Raw genomic sequence first — 16126 nt, forward strand, 5'->3', positions numbered from 1 at the left:
CGCCCGCGCCCGCACACCCCCGGAGCCTCCATGATCCAGCGTGTCACCGTCCCCACCCTCTTCCCTCCGCCCGTCTACGCGCACGCCTCCGTGGTCGAGGCGGGCACCAGGCTGGCCTTCCTCGCCGGTTCCGTGCCGCTCGACGCCGAGGGGAATCTCGTCGGCGCGGGCGATCCCGTACGGCAGGCCGAGCAGGTGCTCGCCAACCTGGACGAGCAACTGCGCGCCGTCGGCAGCGACATGGCCCACGTGGTGTCGACGGACGTGTACGTCGTGAGCGGCGAGCCCGCCGTCCTGTCCGCCGTGTGGGAGGTCGTCGAGGCGTCCGGCCTCAGCGCCGGCCCGCACTCCTCGACCCTGATCGGCGTGGCCTGCCTCGGGTACGCCGGACAGCTGGTCGAGATCACCGCGACGGCCGTCGTGTCCGAGTGACGCCCCAAGGGCCGGATCCGCCCGCGGAGTTGCGGGCGAGCTCCAGCGCGTACGACGGCCACCACTGGCCCGCCACCGGACCGCCGCGGCACTGCCCGTCCGACTCGCCGGGCCGCTTGATCCACAGGTACGCGTCGGCCAGCGGGTCGCCGGTCCGCTCGGTCGGGGGCGTGCCCAGCGCCCGGCCGGGCGGATTGCACCAGTTGTCCGCGCCGGTGTAGGGGCCGTTGCCGTTCCGGCTGGTGTCGATGACGAAGTGCACGCCGCCGAGGTCCTTCGACAGGGCCTTCCCGTACGTCGTACTGGCCTCGGTGGTCTGGAAGTTGGAGACGTTGAGGGCGATGCCGTCCGCGCGCGTCGCCCCGGCCTCCCTGAGCGCGTCGACCAGCCGCCAGGCCTCGGGGATCCATCCCGAGTTGCCCGCGTCGAGATACACGTGGGCGCGCGGCAGCCGCTGGAGCCGGTCGACGGCGTACGCGAGCAGCGCGTACCGCTCGCTCTCCGCGACCCGGGTGCAGCCGGCCACGACCTGGGCGACGGCGTCCGGCTCCACGATCACGTACGCGTCCCGGTCGCCGACGCCGGCCGCGAACTGGTCGACCCAGGTGCGGTATTCGGCCGGGCCGGGGGCGCCGCCGTGGGAGTAGGCGCCGCAGTCGCGGTTCGGCACGTAGTACGCCACGAGCACGGCGGCACGCCCCCGTGCGGCGGCCGCGGTCGTCCGCTCCCGTACCCGCGCCTCCGGGTCGGAGCCGCTGAACCACTCGGCCTGGGCGCGGGTCGCGATGCGGTCCACGAGCGCGGCGTCGGCGTTCCGGCCCGCGGCGCGGTACTCGGCGGCCTGTCGGGCGGCGTGGGAATCGGGGTTCACCCAGAACGGCTCGTCCGCGCCCGAGGCCCGGGTGCAGCAGAGGCCCACCAGGGCGAGGGAGGCAAGGGCGCTCAACAGCGGTCTGGGCACGGCCGACTCCGTTTCCGCCGCCGGTGCGGGCAAGGGCGGCGGCTCGTCTGGCTCCGGAGTCTGCTGACAGGGCGCCCGCCCGCCGTGCCGTGCGCCGTCGGATCGCCGCGATTTCACTCCGACGGCGGGTGTCCCACGGCGGAACCGGCGGACGCCTCACACCCGCGGCGGTACTCCCGCGGTCGTGCGGGAAACGGGCAGCCCGCACCGCCCTACCGGCGGCGTCACCGGCGGCCCGCGGGTCAGCGCCGCGCGTACTTGTCGGTCGCCGCGACCAGCAGGTCGACCACGCCCGCCGCGCCCGCGTCGTGTCCGGCCTCGTCGACGAGGGTCAACTCGCTGTCCGGCCAGGCCCGGTGGAGGCGCCAGGCCGTGCCGAGGAGGTTGCCAAAGTCGAGGCTGCCCTGGACGAGCGTGCCGGGGATGCCCTTGAGCAGCGGGGCGTCGCGCAGGACGACGCCCTCGTCGTTGCCCTCGCCCATGAAGTGGTCGTTGCCGAAGTAGTGCGTGACCGTGCGGGCGAAGCCCATGCGGAACTCCGGGTCCTCGTAGCGCGGCACCGATCGCGGCGGCGCCGGCACGATCGCCGTCTCCCAGTCGGTCCAGGCCCGCGCGGCGCGCGCCCGCACCCGTGGGTCGGGCGATTCGATCAGCCGGTGGCAGGCGGCGGCGAGATCGCCGTCCCGAGCGTCCTCGGGCAGTTCGGCGAGGAACCGCGCGAAGGCCTCGGGGAAGATCTTGCCGAGTCCCCGTGTCAGCAGGGCGACTTCGGGATCGGAACCGGTGGCGATTCCGGTCAGGACCAGCTCGGACACCACGCCCGGGTGCGTCTGCGCGTACCGCAGCCCCAGCGCCGATCCCCACGACACACCCCACACCAGCCACCGCTCGATCCCCAACCGCCGTCGCAGCAGCTCCAGATCGGCGATCAGGTGGGCGGTGGTGTTGACGCTCATGTCCGTCTCGTACGCGCTCGCCCGCGGGGTCGAGCGGCCGGCGCCCCGCTGGTCGAGCAGCACGATCCGGTACGCGGCTGGGTCGAAGTACCGGCGGAAGCCGGGGGTGCACCCGGACCCGGGTCCACCGTGCAGGACGACCGCGGGCTTCCCCTCGGGGTTCCCGCAGACCTCCCAGTACACGTGGTTGCCGTCGCCGACGTCGAGCATGCCCCGGTCGTACGGTTCGATCTCCGGATAGAGCGCCATGACCCGAGGCTACCGAGGCTGAAGCCTGCCGTGCGGGCCGGACCGGCGGGACCAACTGCCGCTCAGATGCGCCCCGTTCCCGCCGCATGGTCCTGGTCGGGTTCCGGGAGCGTCGGCAGTCCCGCGCTCCGCGCCGCCGCCCGCAGCACGTCCCGCAGCATGAGGGGGGTCAGGCGTCCCGTGAAGGTGTTGCGCTGGCTGACGTGGAAGCAGCCGAACAGGTCCAGGGAGCTCTCCTCGCCCTCCAGGGTGACATGGGCGCCGTGCCCGAAGGCGGGCCGGGGCCGCGGCACCCGCCACCCCGCCTCGGCGAACGCGGGGAGCGCGGCCTGCCAGCCGAACGCTCCGAGCACCACCACCGCCCGCAGCGAGGGACGCAGCAGCCGCAACTCGCTCAGCAGCCAGGGGCGGCAGGTGTCCCGCTCCTCGGGCGTCGGCTTGTTGGCGGGCGGAGCGCAGTGCACCGGCGACGTGATCCGTACGCCGTGCAGCGTGAGCCCGTCGTCGGCGCTCACCGCGGTCCCCCGCGACGCCAGACCGACGTCGTGCAGCGCCGCGTACAGGACGTCGCCCGACCGGTCGCCGGTGAACATGCGGCCCGTCCGGTTGCCGCCGTGCGCGGCCGGGGCGAGTCCGATGACGAGCAGCGAGGCGTCGGGCGGCCCGAAGCCGGGGACGGGGCGTCCCCAGTACGTCCAGTCGGCGAAGGCGGCGCGCTTGGTGCGGGCCACCTCCTCCCGCCACTCGACCAGGCGCGGACAGGCCCGGCATCCGGTGATGCGGGCGTCCAGTTCGGCCAGGCTGCTGTCCATACCCACCACCGTACGACCAGGCCACGGTGCGGCGGATCAAGGCCCTGACCGGCGGGCGGGAAAAGGTGTGAGGACCGCTCGCCACCGGGGCTAAGGTCGAGGCATGGCTTCTGAGGGTGCTGACGAGGACGAGACGGGCACGGACGGCGCGCACGGCACCGCCGACCCGGCTGCCGCCGCCCGGGCGGCCGGCCCGCGGACCGGCGAGAGCGTGCGGGTCGACAGCTGGATCTGGTCCGTACGGCTCGTGAAGACCCGCTCCATGGGCGCCACCGCCTGCCGCGGCGGCCATGTCCGGGTCAACGGGGAACGCGTCAAGCCCGCCTACGCGGTCCGGGTAGGCGACGAGGTGCGCCTGCGCCACGCGGGCCGGGAACGCGTCGTCGTCGTGAAGCGCGTGGTCCGCAAGCGGGTGGGACCGCCCGTCGCCGCCGAGTGCTACGTGGACAACAGCCCGCCGCCCCCGCCCCGCGAGGCCGTCGCCCCGGCCGGCATCCGCGACCGCGGCGCGGGCCGCCCGACCAAGCGGGACCGCCGCGAGCTGGAGCGCCTGCGCGGCCTCGTCCGACCGGACGGCGACACCGACGGCCACTGAACGCCGGGGCCAGCCCTACGAGACGTCGGTGCCGGTCCCACCCCTGTGCCGCCCTGCCGGGCGCCGTACACGGCCCGACCCGGTACACGGCCCCACCCGGTACGTGGCCCCGTGACCGGAGCGGGGCTCGCGACCGACCGGCCGTCGCTCTCGGCCGGGCCGGACGCCGGGGCCTCCTCCCGCCCGCGAACGCCGAAGAGGGCTCCCCGGTGGACCGGGGAGCCCTCGCTGTCGTGCCGCCGGGCCGAAGGCAGGCCCCGGCGTCCCGTGGGATCACACGCGCCGCCGCACCACCCGTACCAGCTCGGCGTTGTTCCCCCTGCGCGCCCAGGCGATCAGCGCGAGCGGCAGCATCAGGATGAGCGGGGTCGCCGGGTAGGGCCCGTGGATCGCGGTGACGTTCACGATGAAGGCGCCGACCATCAGGGCGCTGAGGGACACGGCCGCCACCGAGGACAGCAGCGGGATCAACAGCGCGATGCCTCCGGCGAGTTCGAGCGCGCCGATGATGTACATCCCCGTGCTGCCCCAGCCCAGCTTGTCGAAGCCCTCGGCGGCCGACGGGTGCGCGATCAGCTTGGGCAGGGCGCTCGCCAGGGCGAAGAAGAGACCGAGCACGGTCTGCAGCACGGTCAGCGAGATCTGGGCGCGGCGGCTGCGTGCCGTGCGGCCCGCCGTGGGGGTGACGGAGGAGGCGGAGGCGACGGAGGCGGTGGTCTCGGACATGGTGGTCTCCTGTGTGAAGCGGGGTGGCTGCTGTCGAGAGGTAGACCCCCGGTCCCGCCGGAACTCATCGGTGTGGACCGGCATTTGTGGCGGTGGCCGCGCCGAACCCGTGGGAGCGGTCGCCGACGCGGAGCCGTTCCGGCACGGCCGCGCGGCGACCGCCGGAGCGCGGGCCGCTCCCGCCCGGCGGGTGTGCCGGCAGACGTCGCCGGGGCTGTCGTACCGCCGTCGGCGGACCCCGTGGCCCCGGCCGCCGTCCCGTGGTGAACGGGCGCGACGAAGAGTACGTTTTGCACAGAGAGCGGTGATGGCGATGCGTACGGGCAGTGAGCCGACGACAGCACGCAGTGCGCTGCGGCTGCGCCTCTGGCTGAGCGTCTGGGGCCTGGTGTGGGCGACCGGCGGCACGGCCGCGTTCATGCTCGTCGGGCGGCCCGGGTGGGCGGCGGCCTGCGGCGTGCTGTGGCTGATCGTCACCGTGGACCTGGTGATGGTCCTCAGACACATCAGGCAGGGACCGCACTACCAGCCGGGCCCCGACATCCCGCCCTACCGGCCGCCGGAGCACCGGCACCCGTAGGACGGACCGGGGCACACGCGTGCCCGCCCGGCGACGGAATCACCGGGCGGGTCGTGAAGCTGCTCAGGAGTCGAAGCGGGCCGCTTCCAGGTACTGCGGCTTCGGGTCGAGGGCGGCGGCGAGCCTGAAGTGGCGCTTGGCCTGGTCCGGGCGCCGCTGGCGCTCGTAGGTGCGGGCCAGCGCGAAGTGCGCGAACGCGTTGTCCGGCTCGCGCTCCAGGACGACGGTGAACTCCAGCTCGGCGGGCCGCAGTTGCGCGGCGGCGAAGAAGGCACGGGCGCGCAGCAGCCGGGCGGCCGTGTTCTCCGGGTGCGCGGCGATGACCGAGTCGAGCAGCTTGACCGCGCCCCGCGGGTCGCGGGCGTCGAGCAGCTGCTCGGCGGCGCGGAAGTCGATGACGTGCGTCTCCGGGTTACGTCCGGTGGAACCGCTGATGTCGGGCACGGCTGAGTCCTTCCCTCACTGCAAGGGTTCAACGCCCCCGGCGGCGGCCGCTATTCCTGCGGTGTGCGGGCCCTGCGGACGAGATCGGCCCATACTTCCCCGACCCGTTCCCGCAGCCGGTCCAGCGGCACGTCGTTGTCGATGACGATGTCCGCGATCTCCAGGCGCTGCTCGCGGCGGGCCTGGGCGGCCATCCGGGCGCGGGCGTCCTCCTCGGTCATGCCGCGCAGCCGGACGAGCCGGTCGAGCTGGGTCCCGGGGGCGGCGTCCACGACGATGACGAGGTCGTACAGCGGCGCCAGCCCGTTCTCCGTGAGCAGCGGCACGTCGTGCACCACGACGGCGTCCGGCGCGGCGGCGGCCTCCAGTTCCCGGGAGCGGGCCCCGACCAGGGGGTGCACGATCGAGTTCAGTACGGCGAGCCGGTCCGGGTCGGCGAAGACGATCGAGCCGAGCCGGGGGCGGTTTAGGCCGCCGTCGGGCGCGAGCACCTCCTCGCCGAAGGCCTCCACGACCGCCGCGAGCCCGGGGGTGCCGGGCGCGACGACCTCGCGCGCGATCCGGTCCGCGTCGATCAGGACGGCGCCGTGCTCCACGAGCAGCCGCGACACCTCGCTCTTGCCGGCTCCGATACCGCCGGTCAGGCCCACCTTCAGCATGAGCGGAAGCTTAGGGCCTAGTCCGGTCGGCGCCGGGCGGGACCCCGGTCAGCCGTCGCCCTCCCGCTCGGCGAGGAACTTCTCGAACTCCTGGCCGATCTCGTCGGCGGACGGGATCTCCACGGGCTCCGCCAGCATGTTGCCCCGCGTCTCGGCGCCCGCGGCGGCGTCGTACTGGTGCTCCAGCCCCTGGACGAGGGCGACGAGCTCCTCGTCACCCTCCTGGATCTGCCGGTCGATCTCCGTCTGCGTGCGGTGCGCCTCGGTGCGCAGGCCGTGCGCGATGCCGGGCAGCACCAGGCCGGTGCCCGCGGTGATGGCCTCCAGGACCGTCAGGGCGGCGTCCGGGTACGGCGAACGGGCTATGTAGTGGGGCACGTGCGCGGCGACGCCCAGCACGTCGTGCCCGGCCTCCATGAGCCGGTACTCGATCAGCGACTCGGCGCTGCCGGGGACCTGCGCCTCCTCGAAGGGGCTGCGGTGCCCAGGCACCAGGTCGGTGCGGTTGCCGTGCGGCGTGAGGCCGACGGGGCGCGTGTGCGGGACGCCCATGGGGATGCCGTGGAAGTTCACGGACAGCCGGACGCCGAGCCGCTCCACGATCTGCCGGACGGCGGCGGCGAAGCGCTCCCACTCGACGTCCGGCTCGGGGCCGGACAGCAGCAGGAAGGGCGCTCCGGTGGCGTCCTGGACGAGCCGCACCTCGAGCGTGGGCTCCTCGTAGTCGCTCCAGCGATCGCGCTTGAACGTCAGCAGCGGGCGGCGCGCCCGGTAGTCCACGAGCCGGTCGTGGTCGAAACGGGCCACGACCTGGTGGGGCAGCGAGTCGAGCAGCCGGTCGACGATCTGGTCGCCGGTCTCGCCCGCGTCGATGTATCCGTCGAAGTGGTAGAGCATGACAAGGCCGGCCGACTCCTGGGCGAGCGCCATGTCGACGACGGCCAGGCCCTTCGGCTCCCATGCGTACAAACCCTGCGGATCAAGCACTGTGACCGCTCCTCCTCGTGTTCCTCCTCGACAACGTGGTCCGGAGCACGCGCATTCCCCGAGCGGGACACGGGAACGCCGGTTTTCGCCCCGGCCTGGGGCCTCTTGGGGGAACGCACCGCGGGCCCGCACCCCGAAGGGTGCGGGCCCGCAGTCTCAGCCAGTGCTAGCGGTGAGCGATCAGCTCTGGCCGCCGGCCAGCTTCTCGCGCAGCGCGGCCAGCGCCTCGTCCGACGCCAGGGCGCCGGAGTTGTCGTCCGACTCCGAGGAGTACGAACCGCCGCCACCGGAGGCGGCCGGAGCCGCACCCGGGGTGGCGACACCCTCGGCCTCGGCCTGGGCGTCCGCCTCGCGGGACTTGATGACCTGGGCCTGGTGCTGCTCGAAGCGCTGCTGCGCCTCGGCGTACTGGCCCTCCCACGCCTCGCGCTGGGTCTCGTAGCCCTCGAGCCAGTCGTTGGTCTCGGGGTCGAAGCCCTCGGGGTAGATGTAGTTGCCCTGGTCGTCGTACGACGCGGCCATGCCGTACAGCGTCGGGTCGAACTCGACCGAGGCCGGGTCGGCACCGAAGGACTCGTTGGCCTGCTTCAGCGAGAGGCTGATGCGGCGGCGCTCGAGGTCGATGTCGATGACCTTGACGAAGATCTCGTCGTTGACCTGGACGACCTGCTCCGGGATCTCCACGTGGCGCTCGGCCAGCTCGGAGATGTGGACCAGGCCCTCGATGCCCTCGTCGACGCGCACGAACGCACCGAACGGAACGAGCTTCGTGACCTTACCGGGGACGACCTGCCCGATCTGGTGCGTGCGGGCGAACTGCTGCCACGGGTCTTCCTGCGTCGCCTTCAGCGACAGGGAGACACGCTCGCGGTCCATGTCGACGTCGAGGACCTCGACGGTGACTTCCTGGCCGACCTCGACAACCTCGGAGGGGTGGTCGATGTGCTTCCAGGAGAGCTCGGAGACGTGAACCAGACCGTCGACGCCACCGAGGTCCACGAACGCACCGAAGTTGACGATCGAGGAGACGACGCCGGAGCGGACCTGACCCTTCTGCAGGGTCGTGAGGAACGTCTGGCGCACCTCGGACTGGGTCTGCTCGAGCCAGGCGCGGCGGGACAGGACCACGTTGTTGCGGTTCTTGTCCAGCTCGATGATCTTCGCCTCGAGCTCCTTGCCCACGTAGGGCTGGAGGTCGCGGACACGGCGCATCTCGACGAGGGAGGCCGGCAGGAAGCCACGGAGGCCGATGTCGAGGATGAGACCACCCTTGACGACCTCGATGACGGTACCGGTGACGATGCCGTCCTCTTCCTTGATCTTCTCGATGGTGCCCCAGGCGCGCTCGTACTGGGCGCGCTTCTTCGAGAGGATCAGGCGGCCTTCCTTGTCCTCCTTCTGGAGAACAAGGGCTTCGATCTCGTCGCCGACCTTGACGACCTCGTTCGGGTCGACGTCGTGCTTGATCGAGAGCTCGCGGCTCGGGATGACACCTTCGGTCTTGTAACCGATGTCGAGCAGGACCTCGTCCCGGTCGACCTTCACGATGACGCCGTCGACGATGTCGCCGTCGTTGAAGTACTTGATCGTCTCGTCGATCGCGGCGAGGAAGGCTTCCTCGTTACCGATGTCGTTGACCGCAACCTGCGGGGTGGTGGCGGTGGTCTCGGTGCTGCTCGTCATGTGGGAAAGGGCTCCGGTACGGACAGTGAGTCGTAGGTACTGCTTACGCCGGGAGCCCGTTTCGCTCTGAAGAAGCCGGACAGCCAAGGAAGCGCCAGATCCGGTGGTGCCCGGTGAGGGGCACTGCCGTCGGCGCCTCGAAAACCGAGGGGACATACAACAGATGCGAGCGCAGCCTGCTACGTCTGAGGAGCGCAGGCCCGCAGCGCAACTTGTAGCATACGGGGGCAGCCGGGCAGGGTCAATGCGCGAAGGCGCACACCCGGGGCGGATCGCCGCATACCCGGCACAAGTCCCGTCCCTGGAGGCTGTACTGGCCCCTCCACGCCTCTCCGGTGACACACCGGGAACGCCTGGACGGACGAGCCCGCAGACTAATACGAGGGAGCCCATCATCCAAGAGCACGAGCAGCCCACCGACGCACTCGGCGAAGCCGCGGAGCCGGAGGCCACCCGGCGTGACGCGGACGGCACGGAGAGCACCCGGGCCAACCGGGGCTGGTGGGACCGCAACGCGGACGACTACCAGGTCGAGCACGGCACCTTCCTCGGCGACGACCGCTTCGTCTGGGGTCCCGAGGGGCTCGACGAGGTGGAGGCCGAGCTGCTCGGCCCGCCGGAGGAGCTGAAGGGCAAGGACGTCCTGGAGATCGGCGCCGGCGCCGCCCAGTGCTCCCGCTGGCTGGTCTCCCAGGGAGCCCGTCCGGTCGCCCTGGACCTCTCCCACCGCCAGCTCCAGCACGCGCTGCGCATCGGGGGCGGTGTGCCGCTCGTCGAGGCCGACGCGGGCGCCCTGCCGTTCGCGGACGGCTCCTTCGACCTGGCGTGCTCGGCGTACGGCGCGCTGCCCTTCGTCGCCGACCCGGTCCGGGTGCTGCGCGAGGTGCGCCGGGTGCTGCGTCCCGGTGGCCGCTTCGTCTTCTCGGTGACGCACCCGATCCGCTGGGCCTTCCCCGACGAGCCCGGGCCCGAGGGCCTGACCGTCGCCGCCTCCTACTTCGACCGCACCCCCTACGTCGAACAGGACGAGGAGGGCCGCGCGGTGTACGTCGAGCACCACCGGACGGTCGGCGACCGGGTGCGCGACGTCGTGGCGGGCGGTTTCCGGCTGCTGGACCTCGTGGAGCCGGAGTGGCCCTCGTGGAACACCCAGGAGTGGGGCGGCTGGTCCCCGCTGCGCGGCAACCTGATCCCGGGGACCGCGATCTTCGTGTGCGAGCGCGACTGACGTCCCCCCTCTCCTCCCGCCGTCCCGCACACGCGCGTGGAGGGCGATGCCGCGGCCGTACGAGACTGGGGGCGTGATCCGTACCGACGCCCTCGACCGGCTGCCCGTCCGTTCCGCCGTGCCCGCGCTGCGCGCCGCCCTGGAGGGACACGGGACGGCGGTGCTGTGCGCCCCGCCGGGGACCGGCAAGACCACGCTCGTGCCGCTGGTCCTCGCCGGTCTCACCGGCGACGGGCCCGCGCGCCGGGTCGTCGTCGCCGAGCCCCGGCGGATCGCCGCCCGGGCCGCCGCGCGCCGGATGGCGTGGCTGCTCGGGGAGAGGACCGGCGAGAGCGTCGGTTACACCGTGCGCGGCGAGCGGGTGGTCGGGCGGCACACGCGCGTGGAGGTCGTGACGACCGGTGTGCTGCTGCAACGCCTCCAGCGCGACCAGGAGCTGGCCGGCGTGGACGTGGTGGTGCTGGACGAGTGCCACGAGCGGCATCTGGACGCCGACACCGTCGCCGCCTTCCTGCTGGACGTGCGGGCCGCGCTCCGCCCCGAGCTGCGGCTGGTCGCCGCGTCCGCCACGACCGACGCGGCGGGCTGGGCCCGGCTGCTCGGCGACGCGCCGGTGGTCGAGGCCCAGGGCGTCTCGTACCCGGTGGACGTGGTGTGGGCGCCGCCCGCCCGGCCGGTGCGGCCGCCGCACGGGATGCGCGTGGACCCGGCCCAGCTGACGCACGTGGCGTCGGTGGTGCGGCGGGCGCTGGCCGAGCACGAAGGGGACGTCCTGTGCTTCCTGCCCGGGGTCGGCGAGATCGCGCGGGTCGCCGGGCAGCTCGGGAACGTGGCCGGCGTCGAGGTGCTCCAGGTGCACGGGCGGGCGCCGGCGGCCGTGCAGGACGCGGTGCTGTCCCCGGGGGCGGGACGCCGGGTGGTGCTCGCCACCTCGGTGGCCGAGTCGTCGCTGACGGTCCCCGGGGTGCGCGTGGTCGTCGACTCCGGGCTCGCCCGGGAGCCGCGGGTGGACCACGCGCGCGGGCTGAGCGCGCTGGCGACCGTACGGGCCTCGCAGGCGGCGGGGCGGCAGCGGGCGGGGCGTGCCGGACGTGAGGCGCCGGGTGTCGTGTACCGGTGCTGGACGGAGGCCGAGGACGTGCGCCTGGCCCGTTTCCCCGCCCCCGAGATCAAGGTGGCCGACCTGACGGCGTTCGCCCTCCAGGCGGCCTGCTGGGGCGACCCGGACGCGTCGGGCCTGGCCCTGCTCGACCCGCCGCCGGCCGGGGCGATGGCCGCGGCCCGGAGCGTCCTGGAGGCCGTCGGCGCGGTGGACCCGGCGGGGCGGGCGACGGAGCGGGGGGTGCGGATGTCCCGGCTCGGGCTGCATCCGCGGCTGGCCCGCGCCCTGCTCGACGCGGCGCCCGAGGTGGGCGTCGAGCGGGCCGCCGAGGTGGTCGCCCTGCTGAGCGAGGAGCCGCCGCGGGAGTACGGCGACGATCTCGCCGCGGCCTGGCGGACGGCCCGGCGCGGGGGCGACGCCTACGCGGCGCGCTGGCGCACGGAGGCCTGGCGGCTGCGGGCGGCTGCCGGCGGCACCTCCGGCACCCGGGCGGCCGAGGGCCCCGGGTCGCCGGAGCGAGGCTCCGCCGGAACCGGCCGGTCCGGACAGGAGGGCCCGGCCCCGGCGGCCCCGGGACGGGGTGCCGCGCGTGGCGACCACCGGGACGGGCGAGAGGGCGCCGGGGAGCGCGGGGCGTCCCTCGGGGACGACCGGGTCGCCGGTCTCGTGGCCGCCCTCGCGTTTCCCGAGCGGGTCGCGCGGGCGCAGGGCGGTTCGTATCTGATGGTGTCCGGGACGCGGGCCGAGGTCGGTGACGGTTCGGGGCTGCGCGGCGCGCCCTGGCTGGCCGTCGCCGTGGCCGACCGGCCGGTGGGCGCCGGCCACGCGCGCGTGCGGCTCGCGGCGGGCGTCGACGAGGGGACGGCGCGGAGGGCGGCGGGCACCCTGCACGCCGACGGCGACGAGGTCCGCTGGGCCGACGGGGACGTGGTGGCGCGGCGGGTCGAGCGGCTCGGGGCGGTGGAGCTGACGGTGCGGCCGATCAGGGACGCCGACCCCGCGCTCGTACGTCAGGCGCTGGTGCGCGGGCTGCGCGAGGAGGGGCTCGGGCTGCTGCGGTGGACGCGGGACGCCGAGGCGCTGCGGCAGCGGCTGGCGTTCCTGCGGCTGCATCTCGGCGACCCCTGGCCCGATGTCGCCGACGACGCGCTGCACGCGCGCGTGGACGAGTGGCTGGAGCCCGAGCTGGGCCGGGCGCGGCGGCGGGCCGATCTGGCGCGGATCGACGCGGGGCAGGCCCTGACGCGCCTGCTGCCGTGGGCCTCGGGGCAGGCGGCGCGGCTGGACGAGCTGGCGCCCGAGCGGATCGAGGTGCCCAGCGGGTCCAGGATCCGCCTCGACTACGGCGATCCGGAGCGGCCGGTCCTGGCGGTGAAGCTCCAGGAGATGTTCGGACTCCAGGAGTCGCCGGCGGTGGCGGGCGTGCCCGTGCTGGTGCATCTGCTCTCGCCCGCCGGACGTCCGGCGGCGGTCACGGCGGATCTCGCGTCGTTCTGGCGGGACGGGTACCGGTCCGTGCGGGCGGAGCTGCGCGGGCGGTACCCGAAGCATCCGTGGCCGGAGGATCCGGCCGCCGCCGAGGCGACCCGCTTCACGAACGCGCGGCTCAGGCGTTGACCGGGGCCGGTTCCGGCCGGTCGTCGGCGGGGGCCTGGCCGTCCGGCCCGCGGCCGCGGGCCTCCAGGTACAGGGACAGCGACAGCAGGCCCACGCCGAGGACCAGGAGGCCCCAGGGCAGGTACGTGGTCATGAGCAGGATCACCGTGCGGTTGGACTTGACCAGGGAGACCGTCGACTCGATGTAGTCCTCGCGCATCTTGACGTGCCCGGCGAAGGCGGTGACCTTGTCGCGTCCTCCCAGGAGGCTGCCGCCGCGCAGTTCCTCGCGGTGGATCTCCTCGCCGTAGACGGGGGCGCCGGTGACGGGCTCGACCCAGAATCTGCGGACGGTGGTGTACCAGCGGGTGGTGCCCGTCTTCGCGACGGACTCGGCGGTGATGCCCTTGACCGGCATCACCTCGGGGAACGGGACCTCGGTCCACGGCACGGTCTGCTCGAAGTAGTAGACCTCGACGCCCCGGAAGTCCCGGGTGCCCTTGTAGTGGATGGGGGCGGAGGTGCGGGTCTGCGCGTCGAAGTACTCGTAGTCCCGCCGCTCCGTCCGGAAGGGCCACTTGAACTCGATGCCCTCCCTGCGCACGGGGTCGCCGTCGACCGACTCGCCGGTCGCGTGGACGGGTTCCTGGGTGTGCGCGTCGAAGATGTACCGCTCGGGCAGCTTGGAGACCATCTCGCCGTCGGGGCCCTCCACGTAGGACAGGGAGTCCCAGACGACGACATCGCGGCCCGCCGTCCGCTCGATCGCCTCGGACGCCTCCACGTTGCCCTTGAGGGTCTGCACGACGGTCACCCGCGAGACCTTCTCGGCCTTCATCGTCCCGTAGTCGAGCAGGGTCGCGTTCCTCGCCTCCAGGACCATGTCCTGGTACTGGCCGGCGGGGATCTTGGCGAGCCGCGGGAAGGCGTACCAGCGCAGCAGGGGGGACAGCGCCGTGCAGAACACGGCGAGGGCGAGCAGGACGAGGCTGGCCTTGCGTCGCATCTCGGCGGCCCTCCCTGTGCGTCGGGGACGTCTACGGGTGCTCGGGGACGGTGGTGAGCAGCGGTTTCGGCGAGGTCGTGCCGGACGGCGAGCCCAGGGCCGTGACCGTGAGGACCAGGGCGAGCGCGACGGCCAGTCCGGTCGCGGCGGCGATCAGGGCACGCATGCGGGACCTCCCGGCCGACGGGCGTCCCGAACCGTTGCGGGGAACGGGAACTGATACTTCGTCAGGTCGGGCACCGTAGCAACGGCGGGGCGAGATGAGAACACGTCGCGCACAGACGGCGGCGCCCCTCCGGAGCTGACCGGAGGGGCGCCGCCGTACGAGCCGTGCGGGGAAGGTGTGCCGGGCGGCCGTCAGGAGGCCGCGGCGGCCACCTTCAGCTCCACGGTCAGCGTCGCGCCGCCCGTGGTGGTGACGCGGAGCAGGAAGGTGCCGGCCGTGTCGTCCGCGTACAGCTTCGGCAGCTTGAGGAGGCCGTTCGCGTCCGTCTTGAGGCCGGCGAGGGTGCGCACGGTCTTGCCGTCCGCGTCCTTGAAGTAGGGGCCCTTGTCGTTGGCGGTGGCGTCCTCGGCGGACGTGACGAGCGTGGCGGTGGCCTCGACGCCCTTCGCGACGGCGCCCTTGTACGTGGCCTTCACCTCGACCTGGTCCGCGAACTCGCCGCCCGGCACGCAGGTCAGCGCGGTGTCCGCGGTGCGGGCGAGGGCGTCGGCCTGGCGGGCGGTCACGGTCGCCCGGTAGTCGACACCGGTCACCGAGCGGCCCACGACGGCGGTGCGGACGGTGAAGTCGCCCGTCTTCTCCCCCGCGACGAGCGCCGGCGCGGTGGCCTTGCCCGCGCCGTCGGTGACGACCGTGGCGACGCTCTCACCGCCGGCGAAGGTGGCGTCCGTGTCGCCGACGATGGTGAACCGCACCCGGACCTTCGCCACCGCCAAGCCCGACTTGGTCTCGGCGCGCGTGCTGATCCTCTTGGCGAAGGTGTCGCCGGCCGTCGCGGTGAGCTTGCCGGTGCCCGCGTCCTCCAGGTGGTCCACCGTGTCGGTGGGCGTGGCGGGCGTGCTGGGCGGGGTGCTGGGGGTGCCCGGGGTGGTCGGCGGCTTGCTGGGCGTCGTCGGCGGCTTCGCGGGCGACGACGGGTCCGTGCCGGGCTTGTCCGGCTTCGGGTCGGGGTGCGGGGTGAGCGGAGCCGTCGGGACCACCGGGAGGGAGGGGTCGTCGCTGCGGTGCTCGGGCAGCGGGCCCGTGCCGTCCGGGACCTCGTGCGTGCCCTTGCGGTAGGAGTCCAGCCACGACAGGACGGTGTGGAGGTACTCCGAGGAGTTGTTGTAGCTGAGGATCGAGGCGTTCATCTCCGACTGGACCGACATGTCGTGGTCGAAGCGGCACAGGTAGTGGCCGGCGGCCAGGGCCGCGTCGTAGATGTTGTTCGGGTTCCTGACGCCGTCGCCGTTGCCGTCGCGGCCCGCCCACTCCCACGTGGACGGGATGAACTGCATCGGCCCGACCGCGCGGTCGTGGCGGGTGTCGCCGTCGTACGCGCCGTTGTCGGTGTCCGAGATGTTCGCGAAGCCCTGGCCGTTGAGGACCGGGCCGAGGATCGGCGAGTACGTGGTGCCGCTCGCGTCGAGGCGGCCGCCGCGGGCGTGCCCGGACTCGACCTTGCCGATGGCGGCGAGGAGTTGCCAGGGCAGGTTGCAGCCCGGCTTGGACTTCCGCAGGGACGCCTCGGCCTTCTTGTAGGCGTCGAGGACGGTCGCGGGGATGCCCGACTCCGAGTCCGTCCCCGTGCCGCCCCCGGTGTCGGGGGAGGGCTTGGCGGTGGGGCTGTTGAGCGGCGGGAGGTCCTTGTAGTAGGGCGAGTTGCCGGTCGCGGTGCCGCCGCCGGTGCCGTCGGCCGAAGCCTCGGAGCCCGTCGCCTGTCTGCCGGGGTCGTCAGCGGTCACTCCCGGAGCCTGGGAGGCGGACAGTGCCGCCACCGCGGCCGCCGCCACGGCGGTCGTCGCCGCTCCCTTGCGCAGCCTGCCGAAATGCGCCGCCATTGAGTGAACCCCTCCCGTGGCCGACCCTCGCGCTTCGCGCGCTCTTCCCGTTCCCTGCCGTGCT

At 73.7% G+C, this 16126-nt stretch carries 16 protein-coding genes; 5 read left to right on the forward strand and 11 right to left on the reverse strand.

Annotation, left to right across the window (positions count from 1 at the left end; translation table 11 throughout):
* Positions 1 to 30 precede the first annotated feature (30 nt).
* Positions 31 to 432 carry a RidA family protein gene (locus ACFYQQ_RS27530; protein WP_355788095.1) on the forward strand — a complete coding sequence of 134 codons (402 nt, stop codon included), beginning with the start codon at positions 31 to 33 and terminating at the stop codon, positions 430 to 432.
* Here the strand turns inward: ACFYQQ_RS27530 and ACFYQQ_RS27535 are convergent.
* The 3 genes from ACFYQQ_RS27535 to ACFYQQ_RS27545 form a co-directional block, all read right to left on the reverse strand.
* On the reverse strand, positions 404 to 1393 hold the full coding sequence (locus ACFYQQ_RS27535) for a glycoside hydrolase family 6 protein (RefSeq protein ID WP_355788093.1): 990 nt from the start codon (positions 1391 to 1393) through the stop codon (positions 404 to 406). The two genes, ACFYQQ_RS27530 and ACFYQQ_RS27535, sit on opposite strands and share 29 nt — an antisense overlap.
* 242 nt (positions 1394 to 1635) lie before the next feature.
* On the reverse strand, positions 1636 to 2598 hold the full coding sequence (pip, locus tag ACFYQQ_RS27540; protein WP_355788090.1) for a prolyl aminopeptidase: 963 nt from the start codon (positions 2596 to 2598) through the stop codon (positions 1636 to 1638).
* Between the two features lie 62 nt (positions 2599 to 2660).
* Entirely contained in the window at positions 2661 to 3410 is a 750-nt protein-coding gene (locus tag ACFYQQ_RS27545; RefSeq protein WP_355788088.1) for a uracil-DNA glycosylase, read from the reverse strand.
* Between the two features lie 103 nt (positions 3411 to 3513).
* On the opposite strand from ACFYQQ_RS27545, the gene ACFYQQ_RS27550 reads away from it, so the two are divergent.
* Positions 3514 to 4005, forward strand: a complete 492-nt coding sequence (locus tag ACFYQQ_RS27550) for an RNA-binding S4 domain-containing protein (RefSeq protein ID WP_356169203.1) — start codon at positions 3514 to 3516, stop codon at positions 4003 to 4005.
* 273 nt (positions 4006 to 4278) lie between these two features.
* Here the strand turns inward: ACFYQQ_RS27550 and ACFYQQ_RS27555 are convergent, their stop codons facing one another.
* Entirely contained in the window at positions 4279 to 4731 is a 453-nt protein-coding gene (locus ACFYQQ_RS27555) for a DoxX family protein (RefSeq protein WP_355786364.1), read from the reverse strand.
* 307 nt (positions 4732 to 5038) lie between these two features.
* Between ACFYQQ_RS27555 and ACFYQQ_RS27560 the strand changes: the two genes are divergently transcribed.
* A complete protein-coding gene (locus ACFYQQ_RS27560; RefSeq protein WP_355786362.1) occupies positions 5039 to 5311 on the forward strand; it encodes a DUF6343 family protein in 273 nt (90 codons plus the stop codon).
* A gap of 63 nt (positions 5312 to 5374) precedes the next feature.
* On the opposite strand, the gene ACFYQQ_RS27565 is transcribed toward ACFYQQ_RS27560, so the two are convergent.
* The 4 genes from ACFYQQ_RS27565 to rpsA form a co-directional block, all read right to left on the reverse strand.
* Entirely contained in the window at positions 5375 to 5755 is a 381-nt protein-coding gene (locus ACFYQQ_RS27565; protein WP_355786359.1) for a tetratricopeptide repeat protein, read from the reverse strand.
* A gap of 50 nt (positions 5756 to 5805) precedes the next feature.
* The gene (gene coaE, locus ACFYQQ_RS27570; protein ID WP_355786356.1) at positions 5806 to 6414 is read right to left on the reverse strand and encodes a dephospho-CoA kinase; all 609 of its coding nucleotides are present in this window, start codon (positions 6412 to 6414) and stop codon (positions 5806 to 5808) included.
* 48 nt (positions 6415 to 6462) lie between these two features.
* On the reverse strand, positions 6463 to 7401 hold the full coding sequence (locus ACFYQQ_RS27575; protein WP_355786353.1) for a PAC2 family protein: 939 nt from the start codon (positions 7399 to 7401) through the stop codon (positions 6463 to 6465).
* Between the two features lie 180 nt (positions 7402 to 7581).
* Positions 7582 to 9084 (reverse strand): 30S ribosomal protein S1, encoded by a 1503-nt coding sequence (gene rpsA, locus ACFYQQ_RS27580; protein ID WP_355786350.1) that lies wholly within the window; start codon positions 9082 to 9084, stop codon positions 7582 to 7584.
* Positions 9085 to 9328: 244 nt separating this feature from the next.
* Here rpsA and ACFYQQ_RS27585 point away from each other — a divergent pair, with 244 nt between their 5' ends.
* Complete coding sequence (locus ACFYQQ_RS27585; protein WP_355786348.1) at positions 9329 to 10312, forward strand: class I SAM-dependent methyltransferase; 984 nt, start codon at positions 9329 to 9331, stop codon at positions 10310 to 10312.
* Positions 10313 to 10385: 73 nt separating this feature from the next.
* On the forward strand, positions 10386 to 13031 hold the full coding sequence (locus ACFYQQ_RS27590; RefSeq protein ID WP_388905420.1) for an ATP-dependent RNA helicase: 2646 nt from the start codon (positions 10386 to 10388) through the stop codon (positions 13029 to 13031).
* On the opposite strand, the gene ACFYQQ_RS27595 is transcribed toward ACFYQQ_RS27590, so the two are convergent.
* The 3 genes from ACFYQQ_RS27595 to ACFYQQ_RS27605 all read right to left on the reverse strand — a co-directional run bounded on the left by ACFYQQ_RS27595 (position 13021) and on the right by ACFYQQ_RS27605 (position 16062).
* Positions 13021 to 14016 (reverse strand): DUF3068 domain-containing protein, encoded by a 996-nt coding sequence (locus ACFYQQ_RS27595; protein WP_355787855.1) that lies wholly within the window; start codon positions 14014 to 14016, stop codon positions 13021 to 13023. The genes ACFYQQ_RS27590 and ACFYQQ_RS27595 overlap by 11 nt on opposite strands.
* 31 nt (positions 14017 to 14047) lie before the next feature.
* Positions 14048 to 14182, reverse strand: coding sequence for an SPW_0924 family protein (locus tag ACFYQQ_RS27600; protein WP_355787852.1), 135 nt, complete (start codon positions 14180 to 14182; stop codon positions 14048 to 14050).
* A 191-nt stretch (positions 14183 to 14373) separates the two neighbouring features.
* On the reverse strand, positions 14374 to 16062 hold the full coding sequence (locus ACFYQQ_RS27605; protein ID WP_355787849.1) for a lytic transglycosylase domain-containing protein: 1689 nt from the start codon (positions 16060 to 16062) through the stop codon (positions 14374 to 14376).
* Positions 16063 to 16126: the final 64 nt, after the last annotated feature.

Source organism: Streptomyces sp. NPDC005496 (assembly GCF_042872045.1).
GTDB lineage: Bacteria > Actinomycetota > Actinomycetes > Streptomycetales > Streptomycetaceae > Streptomyces.